Genomic DNA, 20,928 nt, shown 5'->3' with positions numbered 1-20,928 from the left:
CGGGATCCCCACCTGATCATGTTAATGTCGACATTCTAGGGAGATTCGATGAATGTTCGCTGAATATGCCGTCAAAGTAGCGGCGAGATATCGAGACGCCCCTGCAAATCGGCTTCAAGCGGATTGTTTATAAACGGAATTTCGCCTAGGAAGGGAGCTGGCAGCAAGCCCCTCAGGGTGTCCAGATTTTCCTGATAATGGCTCATGGAACCATGGAGCCGATTAATTACCCACCCCGCCACTGGCAGCTGATCATTGCGAATGGCGGCAAAGGTGAGCAGCGCATGGTTGAGGCAACCCAGCTTGGCCCCCACTACCATGATCACCGCCATGTTCTCCTGCTTGACCCAGTCCGACAGCAGATGCTTGCGATCGAGCGGCAGATACCAGCCCCCCGCCCCTTCCACTACCGCCAGTTCGGCCCCGGCCTGTTCAATCTTGCGTAGCCCCTCGCTCAACCCCTGCATGGTGATGGGCTGGCGCGCCTCGCTGGCGGCGATGTGGGGCGCAATCGGCGGCTCATAGGCGAAAGGATTGACCACCTCATAGGGCAGCGGCAGACTCGCTGCCTCCTGCAACAGAACGGCATCCAGGTTGCGCAGCCCGTCAGGGGTGCGGGCACATCCGGCCGAGACAGGCTTGTAACCCGCGCACTTGATTCCCTGTGCGCTGAATTCACGCAGCAGGGTGCGCGCCACCAGCGTCTTGCCCACATCGGTATCAGTGCCGGTGATAAAGAATGATTTCATACGGTTCTCTCCTTGGCAGGGCCCGTTGACTACCCTGCACACAATGCGATTCCCGGCGCTCAGCAAGGCTTGCTGAGACGGCCGAGGCACACCCGATAACTGGCGACCAGCCTGCCATCGGGCTGGCGAAACGCCTCATACGCCTGAGCCAGCTGCTGCAATCTGGCGCGACCACTCAGACCGGCCGGGGCGGCACTCCCCTGATTGTCATTGACCTGATTGGCCCCAATCCCCTTGAGATCGCGCAACAACTGCGGCAATTCAAGATAGGCGAGATCCCAGGTGATACAACGCAGCTCGGGAGCAGATACCCCGGCGCTCGCCAGCGCCTGCTCCAATTGTGGCAGGCTGAGGAAGCGATTGACATGGGCGCGACCATCAAGCTGCTGCCAGGCGGCTCGCAACTGCCAGAGCGACTCATCAAGCAGGGTTGAGAAAAAGATCTGGCCGCCCGGTTTGACCACCCGCAGCAGCTCGACAAAAGCCTGGGCCGGACGCTCGCACCACTGCAGCGCCAGACTGGAGAAAACCCAGTCGAACGCGTTATCGGCGAAAGGAAGCTGCTCCGCATCGCCGCAGAGCAGGCGAGCACCGCTGCCACGCAAGGCGGCCTGCGCCAGCATGCCGGGGGCGAGATCCAGCCCCACCAGCTGGTGACAACGGTTCGCCAGTTGGGGCAAGAAAAAGCCGGTGCCGCAGCCCAGATCCAGCCCACTCACCGTCAGATCAGTGCCAACCAGCCTGTCTGGCATCCATTCCAGCAGCGCCTGACCCACCTCCTGCTGAAAGCGGGCGTGGGCATCGTAATGACGAGCAGCGGCGCCGAAACGGCGAGCAAGCTGCGCCTTGTCCACCGTTTGAAAACGCTCAGTCATGGTGAGCCTCCCCAAGCGTTGTAACTGCAGGGCAGACCCCCAAGGCATCGAGCAAGCGATCCACATCCTGCTCGCGGTGAGCCGCGCTTAAGGTAATGCGCAGCCGGGCCGTACCGACTGGCACCGTGGGCGGGCGAATGGCGCCAGCCCAGACACCGCGATCCCGCAGCCGCTCGGCCAGTTGCAAAGCAGCAACGCTCTCCCCCACCAGCAGCGGCTGGATGGGGGTGTTGCTCGCCCCAAGCTGCCAACCCAACTCCTCTGCCCCTTGCCGGAAGCGAGCGATCAGCTGGCCAAGATGGGCGCGGGCCTCATCGGCGGCACGTACCAGTTCGATACTCTTGCTGACCGCACAGGCCTGCGCGGCGGGCATATGGGTGCTGTAGACATAATGGCGGGCGAAGTTGACCAGATACTCCACCAGCTCGCGGCTGCCGCCGACAAAGGCACCGGCAACCCCGAGCGCCTTGCCAAAAGTGCCCATCTGGATGTGTACGCTGGCAGGAGGAACCCCCTGCGCCGCCAAAGTGCCGCGCCCCTCGGGCCCCTGCACGCCGAGGCCGTGGGCATCGTCGATCATCAGCCAGTTGCCGCTCCGAGCTGCCAATGCCGCGAGTTCACCCCAGGGGGCCTGATCCCCGTCCATGCTGAACACCCCCTCCGAGACGATGAGCCCGCGATTTGGCTCAAGCTGCCGTTCAAGGGCCGCCATATCGTTGTGGGCAAAACGCTTCATCTTGCAAGGGAGCTGGCTGCCCATCTCCTGCAAAGAGGCGTGGTTGAGTTTGTCCTGCCACAGCAGATGTTCCTTGCCGAGCAGGGCTTTGAGCACCGCCTGATTGGCCGAAAAACCGCAGTTGAACAGCAGCACCGCCTCCACCCCGAGCCACTCGGCCAGGGTCTCCTCAAGCTGTTGGTGGGCACGGCTGTACCCGGTCACCAGCGGCGAGGCGCCGGAGCCCGCGCCATAGCGTTCAATCCCCGCTTTGAAGGCGGCCTTGATGGCGCCGTGTTCTGCCAGTCCCAGATAGTCGTTGGCGGAAAAGTTGAAGTATTCGCGCCCTGCAACCCTGAGCCGCCCGCCACTCGCCCCGTCGGTCGCGATGCGGTTGCGCAGCAGACCCACCTGCTCGCGCTCGGCCAGCGCCGTGCCCAACACAAAGGGGCCCGTTACTGCAGGGCCGTTCATGACCGCGCAGCCCCTGCACGGGGGCGGGTGGCGTCATAAAACATCTCGGTGGGCTCGCTCTGGCGACTCACCTCGGCCAGCAGCTCCTCTTCTTGAACCTGATCCGGCTTCTGGGCCCGCTGGGCGGGGCGAATGCCGAGCCGCTTGAACAGCTGCATATCGCTGTTTTCGTCCGGGTTGGGGGTGGTCAGCAGTTTGCAGCCGTAGAAGATGGAGTTGGCCCCGGCCATAAAACACATGGCCTGCATCTGCTCGTTCATCTTCTCCCGCCCGGCGGAGAGGCGCACATGGGAGGCGGGCATCATGATCCGCGCCACGGCGATGGTGCGGATAAATTCGAATGGATCGAGGTTCTCCTCGTTCTCCAGCGGCGTTCCCTTCACCTTGACCAACATGTTGATGGGCACGCTTTCGGGGTGGCGCGGCAGGTTGGCCAGCGCCATCAAGAGGCCCGCCCGATCTTTGGCCTGCTCGCCCATGCCGACGATACCGCCGGAGCAGACCTTCATCCCGGCACCGCGCACATGCTCCAGCGTATCGAGTCGATCCTGATAGGTGCGGGTAGAGATGATCTCGCCGTAAAACTCGGGCGAGGTATCGAGGTTGTGGTTGTAGTAATCGAGCCCCGCAGCGCCAAGACGCGCCGCCTGATCGGCGGTGAGCATCCCGAGCGTCATGCAGGTCTCCATGCCGAGCCCGCGCACCTCCTCGATCATCCGGATGATGTAGGGCATGTCCTTCTCTTTGGGATTGCGCCAGGCGGCCCCCATGCAGAAACGGGACGAGCCGTTGGCCTTGGCTTCGCGGGCCCGCTCCAGCACCTTCTCCACCTCCATCAGCCGCTCGGCTTCGAGCCCGGTGTGGTAACGGGCGCTCTGGGGGCAGTATTTGCAATCTTCCGGGCAGGCGCCGGTCTTGATGGAGAGCAAGGTGCTCACCTGCACTTCATTCGGGTCAAAGTGGGCGCGGTGGACGGTCTGGGCCTGAAACAGCAGATCGTTGAATGGCAGGGCAAACAGGGCCTGAACCTCGGTGAGGGTCCAGTCATGACGAAGGGCGTGACCGCCCGCGGTGAGAGCATTCATACATGGCTTCCGGTTGTTATTAGTGGGATCCTGCGCCCGCCATCTTGGGATGGACGGCCACAAAACCCGCCGCCGGGCCTGCGCGCTCAGGGTGATGCGCAGTGCCAAGTGGCTGAAATTGTTGGCTAGTGTAGAGAGCACGCGTAGACTGTCAACACCGACCAGATCAAACCAATTGACAACAGAACAACAAATGACCAATCAAGAATTCGACCTGCACCACATCTGGCACCCCTATACCTCCCTCACTCACCCCCTGCCCTGCTATGAAGTGGCCAGTGCCAAAGGGGTGACCATCACCCTCAGCGACGGCCGTGAACTGGTGGATGGCATGAGCTCCTGGTGGGCTTGCGTGCACGGCTATCAGGTGCCGGAGTTGGACGCCGCCGCCACCGCCCAGCTCGGCAAGATGTCCCACGTGATGTTTGGCGGCCTGACCCATGCTCCGGCGGTCGAGCTCTGCCGCAAGCTGGTGGAGATCACACCAAAGGGGCTTGATCGGGTATTTCTGGCCGACTCCGGCTCGGTGGCAGTGGAAGTGGCACTCAAGATGGCCCAGCAGTACTGGCACGCCAAGGGGACGCCCAGAGCCAAATTTGTCGCCCTGCGCAGCGGCTATCACGGCGACACCTTTGGCGCCATGAGCGTCTGCGATCCCGATGGCGGCATGCATGAGCTCTACAAGGGATTCCTGCCGGAACACTATTTTGTCGATGCGCCGAGCTGTCGCTTCCACGCCGAGTGGGACGAGCAGTGCGTAGTGGAGCTGGCGACACTCATGGCGGATCATCACGAGGAGATCGCCGCCATCGTGCTTGAGCCCATAGTACAGGGCGCTGGCGGCATGCGCTTCTACCATCCCCGCTACCTGCAGTGGGTACGCGCCCTGTGCGACGAATTCGGCGTACTGCTCATAGCTGACGAGATTGCCACCGGCTTTGGCCGCACCGGCCAGCTGTTTGCTTGCGACTGGGCGGGGATCACCCCCGACATCATGTGTCTGGGCAAGGCGCTCACTGGCGGCTACCTCACCCTCTCGGCGACCCTGACCACCGAGCATGTTGCCCGCACCATCTGTGACGGCAAGGCGGGCGTCTTTATGCACGGCCCCACCTTTATGGGCAACCCGCTCGCCTGCGCGGTGGCCAACGCCTCTATCGATCTGCTGCTGGCCTCACCTTGGCAGGAGCGGGTGCGCACCATCGAGCATCAGCTGCAAACAGAACTGGTAGAGCTGACCCTGCACCCGGCGGTCGCGGATGTGCGGGTGCTCGGCGCCATCGGGGTGGTGGAGATGAAAGAGCGGGTGGATGTGGCGCGCATCCAGCGCAAGTTTGTCGAACTGGGCGCCTGGATCCGCCCCTTTGGCAAGCTGGTCTACCTGATGCCCCCCTTCGTCATCACCCCTGAAGAGTTGCGGGTATTGACAGGCGCCATCCGTCAGGCCATCACCGAAGGCGAGTTTTAAGGCAAGCAGCGGGCGGCCATCGCTGCCGCCCGTTTGACTACCCGCATTTGATATATAAAGAGCGCAACTTTATCCACTTCAGTGCAGTTTCACTTGCCGTAATGTGAGCAAAACACCAGACCTGAGGCCCCAAGAGGGGTAAACTGCTGCGGTTTTACCATCAAGAAAGACTGCTCATGCGCCTCTCCATTGCTGCCAAAATCAACTTTTTCCTGCTCTTCATCTTCTCCATGGTACTGGTCTTCTCCGCAGCCTATCAGGCAGTGCGCGAGCGCGATCTCATCCTGACCCTCATCAAGGAGCAGAGCCGCGAGCAGACCGAAGCCTATTTCGATGGCCTCAACATGCTGATGCTGACCGGCAAAATGGATGCCCGCGATACCCTGCGCGGCAAGTTTCTCGACCACGCCCATGTGGAGGATGCCCGCATCGTCCGTGGCGACGCGGTGAGCAAACAGTTCGGCCCGGGACGGGAGACAGAACAGGTAAAAGATGAGTTTGATGAGCTGGCTCTGGCGGGCAAAGGGAGTCTGGAGGTGGTGCACAACGGCATGCACAGCCGTCTGGTGGTCACCCGACCGCTGCTGGCCAAGAAGGATTTTCGCGGCACCGACTGCACCAGCTGTCATCTGGTGCCGGAGAATACCGTGCTTGGTGCGGTGCGCTTTGACTACTCCCTCGATTCGCTGTTTACCCAGGTCGAGCAGAATATTCTCACCTCGGCGCTCATTCTCACCGGCATCTTCGGGATGGGACTGCTGCTGACCCTCTGGGTCATCCGCACCTGGATCGTGCGCCCCCTCAACCAGTTGACCCGCTCCATGGAAGAGGCCACCGACCTGCACGACTTCGGACACCGGCTGGAGGGGGATGACGGCGACGAGATTGGCCGGGTGGCGGTGGCCTACAACCAGATGCTCGACAGTGTGGAGCGCCAACTCGGCAAACGCACCAAGGCCAGCAGGCAGGAGCCGGATCAGCCCCGCTGAGGCGGGCGCTTAACCGACGTAGTAGAAGAGCAAGCTAGCGATCAGTACCAATAGCAGGATGGCCAGATTGACATGCCGGGAGTCATCCTGACGGCGGCTGCGCTTGCGCTCCAGCAACAACACCGCCAGCGTCAGGGCGCAGCAGCTCCAGAGCCCGTAGACCAGCCAGGGGGTAAGGGCCGGGTCCCAATAATCGCGCACCTCGATCCCGCCATAGACCAGAAAACCGTAGGCAATTTCGGGCCGGGCATAGTGGTAAAGGGAGAGCAGCACGATAAAGCCGCCCCAGCAGAGCATCACCAGCCCCTGCAACACCCGTGTCAGCCAATCTGGCCCATGCCGCCGATCTTTCACCCACCTCTCCTGCGCCCGTGACACTCTTGTTGAGTGAACCATGCCGAAAACCCCACCAGAGTCCGACATTTTTGCTTGTTTATCAAACCCGCGCGGGTAAGATTGACGGCTTAGTCTGCCATGGTGGGCCATCTGTGCCCGGGCCAGACTCCCTAGTGTTGCAAATAGCGCTGCAAGAACAAGCTGGAGACAATATTTCGATGACGCACGCATCCGTAGTAGATGTGCTGGCCGGTAAGTATCCGGTCGGCACCACCCAAACTGTCAAAGGGTGGATCCGGACTCGCCGTGATTCCAAGGCGGGGATCTCATTTTTGGCCATTTCCGATGGCTCCTGTTTCCATCCGGTACAGGCAGTTGTCCCCAATACCCTGGCCAATTACGAGAATGAAGTGCTGCGTCTGACCACTGCCTGCTCCGTGGAAGTGACCGGCGTGGTTGCCGCCTCTCAGGGCAGCGGCCAGGCTTTCGAACTGCAGGCGACCGAGGTGAAGGTAGTCGGCTGGGTCGAAGATCCGGACACCTACCCGATGGCCGCCAAGCGCCACAGCATCGAATACCTGCGTGAACAGGCCCACCTGCGCCCGCGCACCAACATCGTTGGCGCCGTGACCCGCGTTCGTCACTGCCTGGCGCAAGCCATCCACCGCTTCTTCCACGAAGAGGGTTTCCTCTGGGTTGCGACCCCGCTCATCACCGCCTCCGACACCGAAGGTGCCGGCGAGATGTTCCGCGTCTCCACTCTGGACATGGAAAACCTGCCGCGCACCGACGCCGGCAAGGTGGACTACAACGAAGATTTCTTCGGCAAAGAGGCTTTCCTGACCGTATCCGGCCAGCTGAACGCCGAAACCTATGCCTGCGCCCTCTCCAAGGTCTACACCTTCGGCCCGACCTTCCGCGCTGAAAACTCCAACACCAGCCGCCACCTGGCCGAGTTCTGGATGGTTGAACCGGAAGTGGCCTTCAACGATCTGGAAGATAACGCCGCCCTGGCCGAAGCCATGCTGAAGTATGTCTTCAACGCCGTACTGACCGAGCGTCGCGACGATCTGGAGTTCTTCGCCCAGCACGTGGACAAGGATGCCATCGGCCGTCTGGAGCGTTTCGTCTCCTCCGACTTCGCCCAGATCGACTACACCGACGCCATCGAAGTGCTGAAAAACTGCGGCAAGAAGTTCGAGTTCCCGGTCTCCTGGGGTATCGATCTCTCCTCCGAGCACGAGCGCTATCTGGCCGAGGAACACTTCAAGTCTCCGGTGGTGGTGAAGAACTACCCGAAAGATATCAAAGCCTTCTACATGCGCCTCAACGACGACGGCAAGACCGTTGCCGCGATGGACGTACTGGCACCGGGCATCGGCGAGATCATCGGTGGTTCCCAGCGTGAAGAGCGTCTGGACGTGCTGGATGCCCGCCTGGCCGAGATGGGCCTGAACAAGGAAGATTACTGGTGGTACCGCGACCTGCGTCGCTTCGGTACCGTGCCACACTCCGGCTTCGGTCTGGGCTTCGAGCGTCTGGTGGTCTACGTGACCGGCATGGGCAACGTCCGCGACGTGATCCCGTTCCCGCGTACTCCGCGTACCGCTGAATTCTGATCAGCGGCATCTTGCCACTGCATTGCAAAAGCCGACCTGTGGGTCGGCTTTTTTATTGTCACCGTTATGGATGATACTCAGGATCAACCGGCACAAGGAACTCGTCGCCTATGGGATATCGCCTGCTGCTCTCGCTACTACTGTCCTGCATGCCTGTTCAACTGTGGGCCGAGCCCGTTCGTCTGACTACCCTGGAGTGGCCCCCCTACACCAGCCAGAGCCTGCCCGATGGCGGCCTTACCGGTCATATCGTCAAGCGCGCCTTTGCCGAAGCGGGACTGGAAGTGACGTTCGACTTCTATCCCTGGCAGCGGGCAGTGCGCCTGGCGGCCGACCCGACCCAGCCTTATAGCGGCTATTTTCCCGAGTACCTCTCCGACACCCTGCCCACCCTGTGGCGCAGCTCCGCCAGCGTGGGCGACAGTGTGCTGGGCATGGCGCAGCGCTCAGGCCCCCCCATCCCCTGGCAGCAGCTCACGGATCTCGCCCCCTACCGGATCGGCGTAGTGGAGGGATACGTCAACACCCGTGAATTCGATGCCCTGATGGCTAGCAAGCGCCTCAACACTGCCGCCGTCGATGCAGACCTGCTCAACCTGCGCAAATTACAGCGCGACCGGCTCGATCTGGCGGTGATCGACCGGGATGTCTTTCACTGGCTCATCAACCATGATCGCAAGCTGAGCAGCGCCGGATTGCAATTTCACCCGAAGATCCTCGAACACAAGAGCCTGCACATCATGTTTCGCCCCGATCAGCAGGCGTTGCAGCAACGGGTGGCACAGGCCATTGCCAGATTGGATATTGCCAAGCTGAGCGAGGATTATCAGCGCCGCTATCTGCAGCAAGCACCTGCGGCCAAGTGAGCCAACCCGCTGAAGTCAGCCCTTGCTGGCAAAAATAGCCTGAGCGCTGGCTTTTTCCCCCTCTTCTGCCGCAATCGAGCCCTTTTTATGCCCCTCCCCTGCAGCCCTGTTGCCGCACTGTGCTGCCACCATGACCTCCCGCTGGCTTGGCCCCGAGTGATACCACTTGGTGACAAAAATGATGTGTTTATTAGTACGTGGTTTTTAAGTGGTTTAATCAAAAATTCATCGAGTTATTGAAGTAACTCAATTTTTTCACTTTTTCAGGGGAGCAGAATAGCAACTAACCCTTTTGGGCTAAATAAAACAGACAATGACAATTCATGGTTCAGGCTACCCGCGGCAATATGGGTTGAATCACACGAGGTAACGGAATGATCTTGATGGAATTTTTAGTGGTACTCGGCTGCTTGCTGCTGGGTACCCGCTTTGGGGGCATGGGACTTGGTCTCATCAGTGGTATCGGTCTCTTCCTGCTGACCTTCGTCTTCGGCCTGGTGCCGGGCGAACCGCCTGTTCAGGTAATGCTGACCATTCTGGCGGTGATCGGCTGTGCCGCTACCCTGCAGACTGCCGGTGGCCTCAACCTGATGATGCAAGTGGCCGAGCGTCTGCTGCGCCGTCACCCGCAATACATCACTATCCTGGCGCCGCTCACCACCTGGACCCTCACCTTCCTGTGCGGTACCGGCCACGTGGTCTACACCATGTTCCCCATCATCGCTGACATCGCGCTGCAGAAGAACATCCGCCCCGAGCGCCCGATGGCTGTCGCCTCCGTTGCCTCCCAGATGGCCATCTGCGCCTCCCCGGTCTCCGTTGCCGTGGTCTCCATGGTCTCCATTCTGGCGGCCGGTCACGGTATCGGTCAGGCTTACGGCCTGCTCGACATCCTGATGATCGCCATCCCCTCCTCCCTGACCGGTGTCATCGTGGCGGCCCTGTGGAGCCTGCGTCGCGGCAAGGATCTGGACAAGGACGAAGAGTTCCAGGCCAAGATCAAAGACCCGGAGCAGCGTGCCTTCATCTACGGCGGTGGTGAAACCCTGCTCAACACCAAGTTCCCGAAAGAGGCCTACTGGTCTACCTGGATCTTCTTCGCCGCTATCGCTGCCGTGGTATTGCTCGGAGCCAACGAAGGTCTGCGTCCGGTGTTCACCATCAAGGACAAAACTGGCCCGCTCTCCATGAACCTGGTGATCCAGATGATGATGCTGATCGCCGGTGCCATCATCCTGATGCGCTGCAAGGTCAAGCCGGGCGAGATCGCCAACGGTGCAGTCTTCAAGGCAGGCATGGTCGCCATCTTCTCCGTATTCGGGGTGGCATGGATGAGTGAGACCTTCTTCCAGGCCCACATGCCGCTGCTCAAAGAGACCCTGGCCCATGTGGTACAGGCCCAGCCCTGGACCTACGCCCTGGTGCTGTTCCTCATCTCCAAGCTGGTAAACAGCCAGGCCGCCGCCCTCACCGCCATCGCCCCCATGGGTCTGGCACTGGGTGTGGAGCCGAAGCTGCTGATCGCCTTCCTGCCGGCGAGCTACGGCTACTTCGTGCTGCCGACCTACCCGAGCGATCTGGCCTGTATCGGTTTCGACCGCTCCGGCACCACCCGCATCGGCAAGTTCATCATCAACCACAGCTTCATCATTCCGGGGCTGATCGGGGTGGTGACCTCCTGCTCGCTGGGCTTTATCCTGACCAGCATCCTGCTCTAATCGCAGCGGCGTTTACCACGCTATTGCAATACAGGCCCCCGCTTCGGGGGCCTGCTTTTTTCCCCGCTCAGTTACCTCAACCACTTCCCCGCCGCCATTTCCGGACACAATACCTTTACCTCTGCCCACGCCGCTGGGTAGCATGCCCCCTCGTTCACCATTGGAATCTCATCCATGTCTCGCGTCATCCTGCTCTGGAGCGGTGGCAAAGATGCCATGCTGGCCCTCTGTCATGCCCGTCAAGCGGGCCATCAGGTGGTGGCACTGGCCACCTTTGCGCCGCCAGAGCCCCGATTTCTCGCTCACCCCTTGCCGCTGGTGCGCCGTCAGGCGGAAGCCCTCGGGCTGCCCCATCTGCTGGTCACCATAGAAGCGCCGTTCGATCTCGGTTATGAGTGGGCACTGGCACGGCTCAAGGAGGAGTGGCAACTCGATGGGGTAGTCACCGGCGATATCGACAGCGTGGGCGGTGCGCCTAACTGGATCCGCGAGCGCTGCCGCCCGCTTGGTCTCACCGTCCATACCCCGCTCTGGCAGCAATCTCGCCAAGCCTTGCTGGCGGATATGCTGGCGCGCGGCATCGTCGCCCACCTCTCCTGCGTCGATACCCGGGTGCTGGCTCCCGAGTGGACTGGGCGTACCCTCGATGCCGCCACCCTCGTGGAATTACAGCAACTGGCCGAGCGCGAGGGCTTCGATGCCTGCGGCGAGCAGGGGGAGTACCACACCATGGTGACCGACGGCCCGGGCTTTGCCGCCCCGCTGCGCCTCGATGGCTGGCAGGTGGCGCGGCAGGATCATCTGGCCTATCTGGCCGAACCGCAGGGGTAACGGCCGCAAGCCATCTGGCCCGCTCACTCAGCACGCGAAAAATCGAGATAAAAAAACGGGAGGCAACAGCCTCCCGTTTGGATTTGAGCGGACCAGTTTTGAGCGGGCCATGACGACCCGAACAAGGGATAAACCGGCTTATTTCGCCAGCTTGCCCAGCACCCGCTGCAGCAGGCGGATGCGCGGCTCGATGCTCTCCAGCAGCAGGAATTCCGCCTCCGAGTGGAAACCGCCGCCCATGGGGCCGAAACCATCCAGCGACGGCACCCCCGCGGCGGCGGTGAAGTTGGCATCCGAGCCGCCACCGGCTTCCAGCCAGTTGAAGGGGATCCCCTCCTCCTTGGCTGCCGCCTCCACCAGCGCCATCAGCGCCTCGGTGTCACCGCTCGGTCGCATCGCCGGCTTGAAGGTCTGGCGATCCACCTCGACCCGACAGCCCGCGAGGAAGGGGTTGTTGGCCATAAAGGTGAGCCGATCGTGTACCGCAGCGGCCTCTTCGTTGCTCCAGAAGCGCAGATCGACGATCGCCTCGGCAAAGTCCGGCACCACGTTGACGCCGGTGCCGCCCTGTACCACGCCGACGTTCATGGTGGTGCCCGTGGTCATGTTGACCTGCTCGTTGATGGCCAGCACCCAGTGCGCCAGCTCGGTGATTGCAGAGATCCCTTCGGTCAGGGCCGAACCGGCGTGGGACGCCTTGCCGTGGAAGGTGATGCGGTACTTGGCATTGCCCTTGCGGGCGCTGATAAGATCTCCGCTCGGGCGAGCAGCTTCAGCCACCAGCACGCAGCCGCTCTGTTTGGCCTTCTCCACCAGCCAATCTTTCGACCAGGGGGAGCCAATCTCTTCGTCGCAGTTGCAGCAGACCAGCACCTTGAGCTTGGCAAGCAATACCGGATCCATCTCTTTGAGGGCATACCAGATAGAGAGCAAGCCGCTCTTCATGTCCGAGACGCCGGGGCCAAAGGCTTGATTGCCTTCGATGTTCAGCGGGCGTTTGGCCGCCGTCCCCTCGGGGAAGACGGTATCCATGTGGCCGCACAGCATCACGTCGTAGTGATCGGCACCCGGCGCATTGGTGATCTCGAGGCAGGGGCCGCACTCGGCAGCAAACTGGTGGCGAGTCACCTGCCAGCCGATGGCCTCATATTTCTCGGTCATGATGTCGGCCACCTTCGCCACCCCGGCCGGGGTGCGAGTACCGCAATCGAGGTTGATGAGCGGGGCCAGATCGGCCAGATAGTTATCGAGGGAAAACGGGCTCTTTACAACTGTCATTATCTTCTCCATGCAACAATCAGCGTTGATGCCGATCGTCTATTGCAACAATGCGACACAGTGAGAAAAAGGCGGGCAGCCATGCCACCCGCCCGACCGGTAAATTCCAAACACCACTACATAACCCACATCACTACATAAACAGCAGGTAGTTGAGGGTCAACGCCGTCACCAGCGCCCCCGCCATCGGCACGCTGGTGCGTTTGACCACGGTAAAGGGCGATACCTTGGCAATCCCCGCACAGGCGATCAGTACCGCTGCGATGGGGGAGACGGTGCGGCCGATACTGGAAGCGAGCTGCATCGGCAGCAGCATGGTCACCGCAGGTACGCCAAACTTGGCCGCCACCGCCGGTGCCAGGGTCGAGAAGCTGAGGAACGCCGCATTGCCGGAGCCCATGATGACCGCCGCTACCATGATCAGCGCCACCATCACCAGGGTCATCAGGCCGCTGCCGATACCGGCATTGCTGGCAGAGTGCAGCAGGGTATCGATGGCGCCGATGGCCTTGAGGGATTCGGCAAACAGCTCGGCACAGACGATGAGCGCCACCACGGGGCCAAACACCTTGCCCATGCCGTCGAGGAAGCTCGACAGCCCGGCAAACGCGGTACGCACCGAGCGGCTACGCAGCAGCTCGCACAGCATGCCGATAAAGACCGACAGCAGCATGGCCACCTCCACGCTCATCTTGATGTCGCTCACCAGCAGCTTGGAGAAGGTCATCATCAGCACGAAGGGGATGATCGGCAGCAGGGCATACCAAGTGGGCGCCTGCACGCTCTCGGTGCCCTGCTCGTCCAGCTCGGCGTGATCGCCGCGATGGAGCGCCGGATCCCAGCCATCCTTGCGATCGCAGTGACGCTGCCAGAAAAAGTGCAGCACCATGGTCACCAGCAGCATGGGGGCCACCAGCCAGATCTGGTAGTCAACGAAATAGCTGGTCGGATCCATGCCGGATTGACCGGCGGAGAAGATGGCGTTGGTCTGGGTCGGGCCAATCTCGAACGCCTGGGAGGTGGCGATGACGCCACAAGCGGAGGCCGGGCTGATGCCGAGGTTGCGCATCACCGGATACATGGTGACCATCAACAGCAGGCCAAGGCCGGTAGCGGAGGTAACGAACAGGGAGACAAAAACAGCCACCAGATAGCAGATGGAGAGCATCAGGTAGCTGGACTGGATGCCGGCCACCGGCTTGACCGCCACTCGCACCAGCGCCTGGGAGGCCCCGATATGGGACATGTAAGTGGCAAAACCCGCCACCGCCATGATGGTGAGGCCGAGGCCCGCCGCGCGGTAGGAGAAGATCCCCTTGAACACTTCGAACAGGTCGAACAGGGCGAAGCCGGTGCTCTTGTCAGCGGGCAGAATGGGGTGCAATCCCAGCCAGTAGGCCAGGGTGAAAATGGCCATACCGGCCAATGCCAGCACCGCCTGCGGGTTGTAATCCTTGATAATGCCGTAGACCACGGCGACCAGAACGAGCAAGACGAATAAAAGTTCCAATATTCACTCCTGATAAATTTATCGAAGAGCGAAATCTAGTGATCTGACCACTGTTTGCCTTTGATCCCTATCAATAAAGGTGCCGTCACCGTGATTCATTAGCATAATATGTCGGCCATGTAACAATTTTTCGTTATTTCAACTACCGGAAAACCTTTATCACCCCATATCCGGGAATTGTGTGACGCGACTCCCCTCTTTTTTGCGTTGGATCAACATATGACGGCGCCGAACTGGCGAAGATGCGCTTCGACATATAGCGACCATTTCGCGCCGGAGAGAGTTATGACAAGCCAAGCCACCGCAGGTGCTTCGACCTGCGACTACAAGCTGTGGGACATCCTCGTCGAGTCTGCAAAGGAACGCACTACCATTCGTTACTCCAAACTGGCCAAGCAGGCCGGGCTGGAGCAGTGCCAGGATGAACTGCGCACCCTGCTGCAACGCATCCGCATGTACTGCACCGAAAACAACCTGCCGATCCTCTCCGCCATCGTGGTGGACGACGTGGGCAAATACACTGGCCTCTCTTCCAGCCTGCCTGATGCACCTTGGGAACGGGCCCGGGTCTTTGACCATGAGTGGACCACCCTGCACTGATTGAGGTGCTTGATGATGCCGACCAAAACGCGCCCGCTGGCGCGTTTTGGCTATCTGGCGTTTGCCCCCTTCTCTTTTCTACTGCAATAGCGGCTCTTCTCCCGCAATAACGGGCCCATCGGGCATACCCGCCGCACCGCTTCTGATCTTGATCTCAAAAGCGTCGCTCAGGTGTGACCAGTTCCGGTAAAACCCGCGAGCCGGACCATCGGCGTTGCCATGGGATTGCCACAATGCCAGAATCGGGCCCTTGCACTGTGTTGATTCGGATTTTCGGGACGCGGCCCACGGCAGCGCCCACAAGAGAAGGACTCCCCATGGCCACCACCCTCTATGGCATCAAGAACTGCGACACCATCAAGAAAGCCCGCAAGTGGCTGGATGAGGCCGGTATCGACTACCGCTTTCACGACCACCGCGCCGACGGCCTGAATCCGGACGAGCTGGACAGCTGGCTGGCAAAACTCGGCTGGGAAGCCCTGCTCAACAGCCGCGGCACCACCTTCCGCGCCCTGCCGGATGAGGCCAAACAGGGGCTCGACACCGCCAAGGCACGCGCCCTGCTGCTGGAACATCCGGCCATGATCAAGCGCCCGCTGCTGGATCGTGACGGCGAACTGACTCTGGGTTTCAAGGCTGATCACTACCAATCCCTCTTCTCCCGTTAAGGACAACTAAGGACAACTGATGTCGGATGTCATCGCACTGGCCAAGGATCTGATCCGCCGCCCCTCCGTTACCCCCCTCGATGAAGGGTGCCAGACCCTGATGGCGGAGCGCCTCGCCAGGATCGGATTCGTTATCGAGCCCATGGTGTTTGAGGACACCACCAACCTCTGGGCCCGCCGTGGCAGCGAGGGGCCGCTGTTCTGCTTCGCCGGCCACACCGACGTGGTGCCCGCCGGGCCGCTGGAGAAATGGCACACCCCGCCGTTCGAGCCGACCATCAAGGATGGCGTACTCTACGGACGCGGCGCCGCCGACATGAAGGGCTCGCTGGCTTCCATGGTGGTAGCAGTCGAGCGCTTCGTGGCCGAGCATCCGGATCACACCGGGTCCATCGCCTTTCTCATCACCTCCGATGAGGAGGGGCCCTTTATCAATGGCACCACCCGGGTGATCGACACCCTGGAGGCCCGTAACGAGAAGATCCGCTGGTGCATCGTCGGCGAGCCCTCCTCCACCGCCGTGGTCGGGGATGTGGTGAAGAACGGCCGCCGCGGCTCCATCACCGGCGATCTGTTGGTTCGCGGAGTGCAGGGCCATGTCGCCTACCCCCATCTGGCGGACAACCCCATTCACAAAGCCGCGCCAGCGCTGGCGGAACTCGCTGCCACCGTGTGGGATGAGGGCAACGCCTACTTCCCGCCCACCAGCTTCCAGATCGCCAACATCTCGGCCGGCACCGGCGCCTCCAACGTCATTCCGGGCGAGCTGCAGGTACAGTTCAACTTCCGCTTCAGCACCGAACTGACCGACCTGGATATCCGCGAGCGGGTCGAAGCGCTGCTGGATAAACATGGCCTCGATTATCAACTGAGCTGGACCCTCTCCGGCCAACCGTTCCTCACCGACACCGGCAAACTGCTGGCGGCGGCAGTCTCTGCCATCGAGGCGGTGAATGGCCAGCAGCCAGCCCTGCTCACCACCGGCGGCACCTCCGACGGGCGCTTTATCGCCCCCACTGGCGCCGAGGTGATTGAGCTTGGCCCCGTCAACGCCACTATTCACAAGGTGAACGAGTGCGTGAAGGCGGACGATCTGGATCTGCTGGCGGACATGTACCAAGGGGTGCTCGAGAGATTGCTGGCATGACGCAGGAACAACTGCTGGGGCTCGACGAGAGCCACCTTATTCTGGTGGGGCGCGGCCCCCATCGTCTGACCGCCGCCACCGCAGCGGCCTTCAACGACATGCAGGTGGCGGCCGCCTATGAGGGGTTCAACCTGCAGGCGGCCTCCAGCTGGCGCAGCTTCGAGCGCCAGCTCGCCATCTGGAATGGCAAGTGGCGCGGCAAGCGGCCACTGCTCGATGTCAACAGTCAGCCCATCGATGCCCTGCAACTCGGCGATGAGGAGCGGCTGCACGCCATCCTGCGCTGGAGTGCCCTGCCCGGCACCAGCCGTCACCACTGGGGGACCGATCTCGATATCTACGACCCGGACTGCCTGCCCGCCGATACCAAACTGGCGCTGGAGCCCTGGGAGTATGAAGCCGGGGGCTGGTTTGCAGATCTCAGCGAGTGGCTCAGCGATCATATGAGCGACTTCGGCTTCTTCCTCCCTTATGCCAAGCCGGTCGGGGCAGAGAGCGGGGTCGCCTACGAGCCCTGGCATATCAGCTTCTCGCTGGAGTCCAATGAGCAGCAACTCGATCCCGCGGCACTGGCGCTTTGCCTGCAACAGGCGGATATTGAAGGCAAGTCGACCATATTGGCCAACCTTGATGAAATTTTGGCCCGTTATGTCACCACCTGTCCTGACGAAAGGAAAATCCCATGAATCTCTGGCTGTGGATAGGGTTGCCGCTGCTGTTCCTGCTCGGGCTGTTTCTCAATGCCATCAAAGACATGAAACGGCTGGAGAAGCAGTTGCCCAACTACAAGGACAAGATCCGCGAAGTGAAGGATGACGAGGACGACTGAATCCCGCCCCCATCCCGTGGGGAGCGCCCTTGTGCTCCCCTCTCCCTCTGCTGTGCCGTTTCGCTTTTCCCCGCCCTCTCCTCCCTGCACATCCTGAAATCGACGCTCCTTTGACTCCGCTTTCGTTAACCCCGTCACTGTCAGAATATGGCGCGGCCATGCTGAAAAAAGGGATGAAAAATGTAAGAAAGTGCAAATTGATGCACAAATAAGCCACACAAGGGGGGCCTAACTGCATATAATGTGCCTACTTTGCACATTACCAGGAAGGAGTTCGCCCTTGGATGCCGCTACCATCAACAGTTTCTTTTTTGTCGCTGCCCTGTTGGTGGGAGCCAGCGTACTGTTGAGCGCCCTCTCTTCCCGCCTCGGTATTCCCATTCTGGTTATCTTCCTCGCCGTCGGCATGCTGGCCGGTGAGGATGGCCCAGGTGGTATCCACTTCGCTGACTACTCCATCGCCTATCTGGTGGGCAACCTGGCGCTTGCCATCATTCTGCTCGACGGCGGCATGCGCACCCGGGTCTCCTCGTTCCGGGTAGCGCTCTGGCCTGCCTTGTCGCTGGCGACAGTCGGGGTGGCCATCACCACCGGCCTGACGGGGCTTGCCGCAGCCTGGCTGTTTGACCTCAACCTGATGCAGGGGATGCTGATCGGCGCCATCGTCGGCTCCACCGATGCGGCGGCGGTCTTCTCCCTGCTTGGCGGACGCAGTCTCAACGAGCGGGTGAGCGCCACGCTGGAGATAGAGTCGGGCAGCAACGATCCCATGGCGGTCTTTCTCACCGTCACCCTCATCGAGGTGCTCGCCACCGCCCAGCAAGGGCTGGATGGGGGCTTCCTGCTGCTGCAACTGGTCAAGCAGTTTGGCCTTGGCGCCGGGATTGGCCTTGGTGGCGGTTGGCTGCTGTGGCGCCTTATCAACACCGCCCGCCTGGCGCCGGGACTCTATCCGCTGCTCACCGTCAGCGGCGGTCTGCTGATCTTCGCCCTCACCACGGCGGTCGGTGGCAGCGGCATTCTCGCCATCTATCTCACCGGTCTGTTGCTCGGTAACCTCGCCCTGCGCAGCCGCAGCACTACCTTGTCGGTGCTGGACGGTCTGACCTGGCTCAGCCAAATCGGCATGTTTCTGGTGCTGGGGCTGCTCGCCTCCCCCCACAAGCTGCTGCCCATCGCCCTGCCCGCGCTGGCGCTGGCGATGTGGATGATCCTGTTTGCCCGCCCGGTGTCGGTCTGGATCGGGCTGCTGCCGTTCAAGAACTTCGCCCCCCGCGAGCGCTGGTTTATCTCCTGGGTTGGCCTGCGCGGCGCCGTGCCCATCATTCTGGCGGTGTTCCCCATGATGGCGGGGCTGCCCAACGCTCAGCTCTACTTCAACGTCGCTTTCTTTGTGGTGCTGGTCTCGCTGATTTTGCAGGGCAGCTCGCTACCGCTGGCCTCAAAACTGGCGCGGGTGGAGGTACCGGCACCGCCGTCGCCCATCAACCGCTCCGGGCTCGAGATCGATCTCGACAGCCAGTGGGAGACCTTCGTCTACCAGCTGGGGGAGGAGAAGTGGTGCATCGGCTCGCCACTGCGGGATCTGCAGATGCCCACCGGCACCCGGATCTGCGCCCTGTTTCGTGGCCGCGAGCTGCTCCACCCCTCGGGCAGTACCTGTCTGCAGGCCGATGACATCCTTTGCGTCATCGGTCACGAACGTGACCTCCCCGCCCTCGGCCAGCTGTTCAGTCAGGCGCCGGAGCAGGATCTCGGCCCCCGCTTCTTCGGTGACTTCCTGCTGGAAGCGGCGGCACGACTGGTGGATCTCGCCCCTCTTTACGGGCTGGATGTGAGCGAGGTGGCGGATCAGACACTGGGCGATTTTATTGCCTGTCAGTTGGGCGATAATCTGGTGGTCGGTGACAACATCGAATGGCAGGGCCTGATCTGGACCGTGGCCGAAATGGACGAGAGCGTGCCGAGCAAGATCGGGGTGCGCTTTCAGGAAGAGGACCCGGTCTGACCGACCGTCCCGTATCAAGTCCCCAGCAAGAAGGGAGAGAGTTATGCCATATCAAAGTTTGCTGTCCGGCCCCCTGCCCCCCGCTGCCAATCTGGGGGTCATTGAAGGCTTTTTTGGCAAGGGATGGAGCTGGCAGGCCCGCGCCCGCTACGCCCAGTGGCTGCCACGCCACGGCTACGGCTTCTATATCTACGCACCGAAAGAGGATGGCTATCTGCGCAAGCACTGGGCCCTCCCCTGGCCCGAGCAGCAGCTGGCCGATCTCGCCGAGCTGGCGCGCCAGTGCCGCGCCAACGGGCTCGCTTTCGGGGTGGGCTTGAGTCCCATGGGGGCGCATCACGACTACGATCGCAAACGCTCGGCACTGCTTGAGAAAGTGCGCCTCATCGACGAGATGCTCCAGCCTGACATTCTGGCAGTGCTGTTTGACGACATGAAGGGGGATACCCCGGATCTGGCTCGTCACCAGCTCACCATCGCCCACGACATCGCGGCCCACAGCAAGGCAAGCCGCCTTATCTTCTGCCCCAGCTACTACTCGACCGATCCGGTACTGGAGAAGGTGTTTGGCGCTATGCCTCCCCGCTATCTGGAGGAGCTTGGCAAACAGCTCGACCGCCGTTTCGAGATCTTCTGGACCGGCCCCAAGGTCTGCTCGACCGAGTATCCGGCGGTACACCTCAAACAGGTGACCGAACTGCTCGGCCGCAAGCCCTTCCTGTGGGACAACTACCCGGTCAACGATGGCAGCAAGGCGAGCAGCTACCTGCATCTGCGCGCCTTCGAGAATCGCCCTGCCGAGCTGGCAGAGCTGGTCTCTGGCCACGCGGTCAACCCGATGAAACAGGCAGCACTCTCCGCCCTGCCCCTCGCTACCCTGCCGATGAGCTACCGACTCGGCAAGCAGTACGACCCCGACAAGGCGCTGCATGCCGCCCTCAACGCCACCTGTGGCCCGCAGATCTCGGCGATGATCGAGGCCGACCTGCCGCTGTTTCAGGATCTGGGGCTGGCACAGCTCACCCCCGAGCAGATTGTCGCCCTCAAGGCGCGCTATCTGCCGTTTCGTGACCAATCCTGCGTAGACGAAATCGTGCGCTGGCTGGACGGGGAGTATGTGTTTGATCCCGACTGCCTGACCGATTAAACCGCCCCTGCGGGGG

The 20,928-nt window shown here is 61.5% G+C and carries 20 protein-coding genes; 13 read left to right on the top strand and 7 right to left on the bottom strand.

The window, feature by feature from the left end; all coding sequences use genetic code 11:
* Nucleotides 1–71: 71 nt before the first annotated feature.
* From bioD to bioB, 4 genes are read right to left on the bottom strand one after another with little or no spacing between them, the layout of a single operon-like run.
* Nucleotides 72–749 carry a dethiobiotin synthase gene (gene bioD / locus AB5Y99_RS13855; protein WP_005337893.1) on the bottom strand — a complete coding sequence of 226 codons (678 nt, stop codon included), beginning with the start codon at nt 747–749 and terminating at the stop codon, nt 72–74.
* A gap of 59 nt (nt 750–808) precedes the next feature.
* Complete coding sequence (bioC, locus tag AB5Y99_RS13850) at nt 809–1,624, bottom strand: malonyl-ACP O-methyltransferase BioC (RefSeq protein WP_058055997.1); 816 nt, start codon at nt 1,622–1,624, stop codon at nt 809–811.
* A complete protein-coding gene (gene bioF / locus AB5Y99_RS13845) occupies nt 1,617–2,813 on the bottom strand; it encodes an 8-amino-7-oxononanoate synthase (RefSeq protein WP_368209925.1) in 1,197 nt (398 codons plus the stop codon). The genes bioC and bioF overlap by 8 nt, the downstream gene beginning before the upstream one ends.
* Nucleotides 2,810–3,898 (bottom strand): biotin synthase BioB, encoded by a 1,089-nt coding sequence (gene bioB / locus AB5Y99_RS13840; RefSeq protein ID WP_323891146.1) that lies wholly within the window; start codon nt 3,896–3,898, stop codon nt 2,810–2,812. Before bioB ends, bioF begins: the two co-directional genes overlap by 4 nt.
* A gap of 193 nt (nt 3,899–4,091) precedes the next feature.
* Here bioB and bioA point away from each other — a divergent pair, with 193 nt between their 5' ends.
* Nucleotides 4,092–5,366, top strand: coding sequence for an adenosylmethionine--8-amino-7-oxononanoate transaminase (gene bioA / locus AB5Y99_RS13835; RefSeq protein WP_236303270.1), 1,275 nt, complete (start codon nt 4,092–4,094; stop codon nt 5,364–5,366).
* 176 nt (nt 5,367–5,542) lie between these two features.
* Entirely contained in the window at nt 5,543–6,355 is an 813-nt protein-coding gene (locus AB5Y99_RS13830) for a HAMP domain-containing protein (RefSeq protein WP_368209924.1), read from the top strand.
* Nucleotides 6,356–6,364: 9 nt separating this feature from the next.
* On the opposite strand, the gene AB5Y99_RS13825 is transcribed toward AB5Y99_RS13830, so the two are convergent.
* Entirely contained in the window at nt 6,365–6,709 is a 345-nt protein-coding gene (locus AB5Y99_RS13825) for a hypothetical protein (protein ID WP_005359354.1), read from the bottom strand.
* A 200-nt stretch (nt 6,710–6,909) separates the two neighbouring features.
* Between AB5Y99_RS13825 and asnS the strand changes: the two genes are divergently transcribed.
* The 4 genes from asnS to AB5Y99_RS13805 all read left to right on the top strand — a co-directional run bounded on the left by asnS (nt 6,910) and on the right by AB5Y99_RS13805 (nt 11,725).
* Nucleotides 6,910–8,310, top strand: coding sequence for an asparagine--tRNA ligase (gene asnS, locus AB5Y99_RS13820; RefSeq protein ID WP_043818544.1), 1,401 nt, complete (start codon nt 6,910–6,912; stop codon nt 8,308–8,310).
* 110 nt (nt 8,311–8,420) lie between these two features.
* Nucleotides 8,421–9,176 carry an ABC transporter substrate-binding protein gene (locus tag AB5Y99_RS13815; protein WP_075115474.1) on the top strand — a complete coding sequence of 252 codons (756 nt, stop codon included), beginning with the start codon at nt 8,421–8,423 and terminating at the stop codon, nt 9,174–9,176.
* Nucleotides 9,177–9,550: 374 nt separating this feature from the next.
* Complete coding sequence (locus tag AB5Y99_RS13810) at nt 9,551–10,894, top strand: anaerobic C4-dicarboxylate transporter (protein ID WP_005337916.1); 1,344 nt, start codon at nt 9,551–9,553, stop codon at nt 10,892–10,894.
* Nucleotides 10,895–11,068: 174 nt separating this feature from the next.
* Nucleotides 11,069–11,725, top strand: coding sequence for a hypothetical protein (locus tag AB5Y99_RS13805; protein WP_058058028.1), 657 nt, complete (start codon nt 11,069–11,071; stop codon nt 11,723–11,725).
* 138 nt (nt 11,726–11,863) lie between these two features.
* On the opposite strand, the gene AB5Y99_RS13800 is transcribed toward AB5Y99_RS13805, so the two are convergent.
* Together AB5Y99_RS13800 and dcuC are read right to left on the bottom strand one after the other, a co-directional pair.
* Nucleotides 11,864–13,003 (bottom strand): M20 family metallopeptidase, encoded by a 1,140-nt coding sequence (locus tag AB5Y99_RS13800; protein WP_368209923.1) that lies wholly within the window; start codon nt 13,001–13,003, stop codon nt 11,864–11,866.
* A 133-nt stretch (nt 13,004–13,136) separates the two neighbouring features.
* Entirely contained in the window at nt 13,137–14,513 is a 1,377-nt protein-coding gene (gene dcuC, locus AB5Y99_RS13795) for a C4-dicarboxylate transporter DcuC (protein ID WP_103250482.1), read from the bottom strand.
* A 285-nt stretch (nt 14,514–14,798) separates the two neighbouring features.
* On the opposite strand from dcuC, the gene AB5Y99_RS13790 reads away from it, so the two are divergent.
* From AB5Y99_RS13790 to AB5Y99_RS13760, 7 genes are all read left to right on the top strand, one after another.
* The gene (locus AB5Y99_RS13790) at nt 14,799–15,113 is read left to right on the top strand and encodes a hypothetical protein (RefSeq protein WP_005337929.1); all 315 of its coding nucleotides are present in this window, start codon (nt 14,799–14,801) and stop codon (nt 15,111–15,113) included.
* Nucleotides 15,114–15,430: 317 nt separating this feature from the next.
* Nucleotides 15,431–15,781, top strand: a complete 351-nt coding sequence (locus AB5Y99_RS13785) for an ArsC family reductase (RefSeq protein WP_368209922.1) — start codon at nt 15,431–15,433, stop codon at nt 15,779–15,781.
* Nucleotides 15,782–15,800: 19 nt separating this feature from the next.
* A complete protein-coding gene (dapE, locus tag AB5Y99_RS13780) occupies nt 15,801–16,928 on the top strand; it encodes a succinyl-diaminopimelate desuccinylase (protein ID WP_368209920.1) in 1,128 nt (375 codons plus the stop codon).
* Complete coding sequence (locus tag AB5Y99_RS13775; RefSeq protein ID WP_368209919.1) at nt 16,925–17,614, top strand: M15 family metallopeptidase; 690 nt, start codon at nt 16,925–16,927, stop codon at nt 17,612–17,614. Before dapE ends, AB5Y99_RS13775 begins: the two co-directional genes overlap by 4 nt.
* Entirely contained in the window at nt 17,611–17,757 is a 147-nt protein-coding gene (locus AB5Y99_RS13770; RefSeq protein ID WP_005337933.1) for a hypothetical protein, read from the top strand. The genes AB5Y99_RS13775 and AB5Y99_RS13770 overlap by 4 nt, the downstream gene beginning before the upstream one ends.
* 280 nt (nt 17,758–18,037) lie before the next feature.
* Nucleotides 18,038–19,765 carry a potassium/proton antiporter gene (locus AB5Y99_RS13765; RefSeq protein ID WP_139732460.1) on the top strand — a complete coding sequence of 576 codons (1,728 nt, stop codon included), beginning with the start codon at nt 18,038–18,040 and terminating at the stop codon, nt 19,763–19,765.
* A gap of 43 nt (nt 19,766–19,808) precedes the next feature.
* Entirely contained in the window at nt 19,809–20,912 is a 1,104-nt protein-coding gene (locus AB5Y99_RS13760; protein ID WP_368209917.1) for a beta-N-acetylglucosaminidase domain-containing protein, read from the top strand.
* The last annotated feature ends 16 nt before the right edge of the window (nt 20,913–20,928 follow it).

The sequence above is a fragment of the Aeromonas sp. R4-2 genome (genome assembly GCF_040908295.1).
Lineage (GTDB): Bacteria > Pseudomonadota > Gammaproteobacteria > Enterobacterales > Aeromonadaceae > Aeromonas > Aeromonas veronii.
This window is presented reverse-complemented; position numbering and strand designations above follow the sequence as displayed.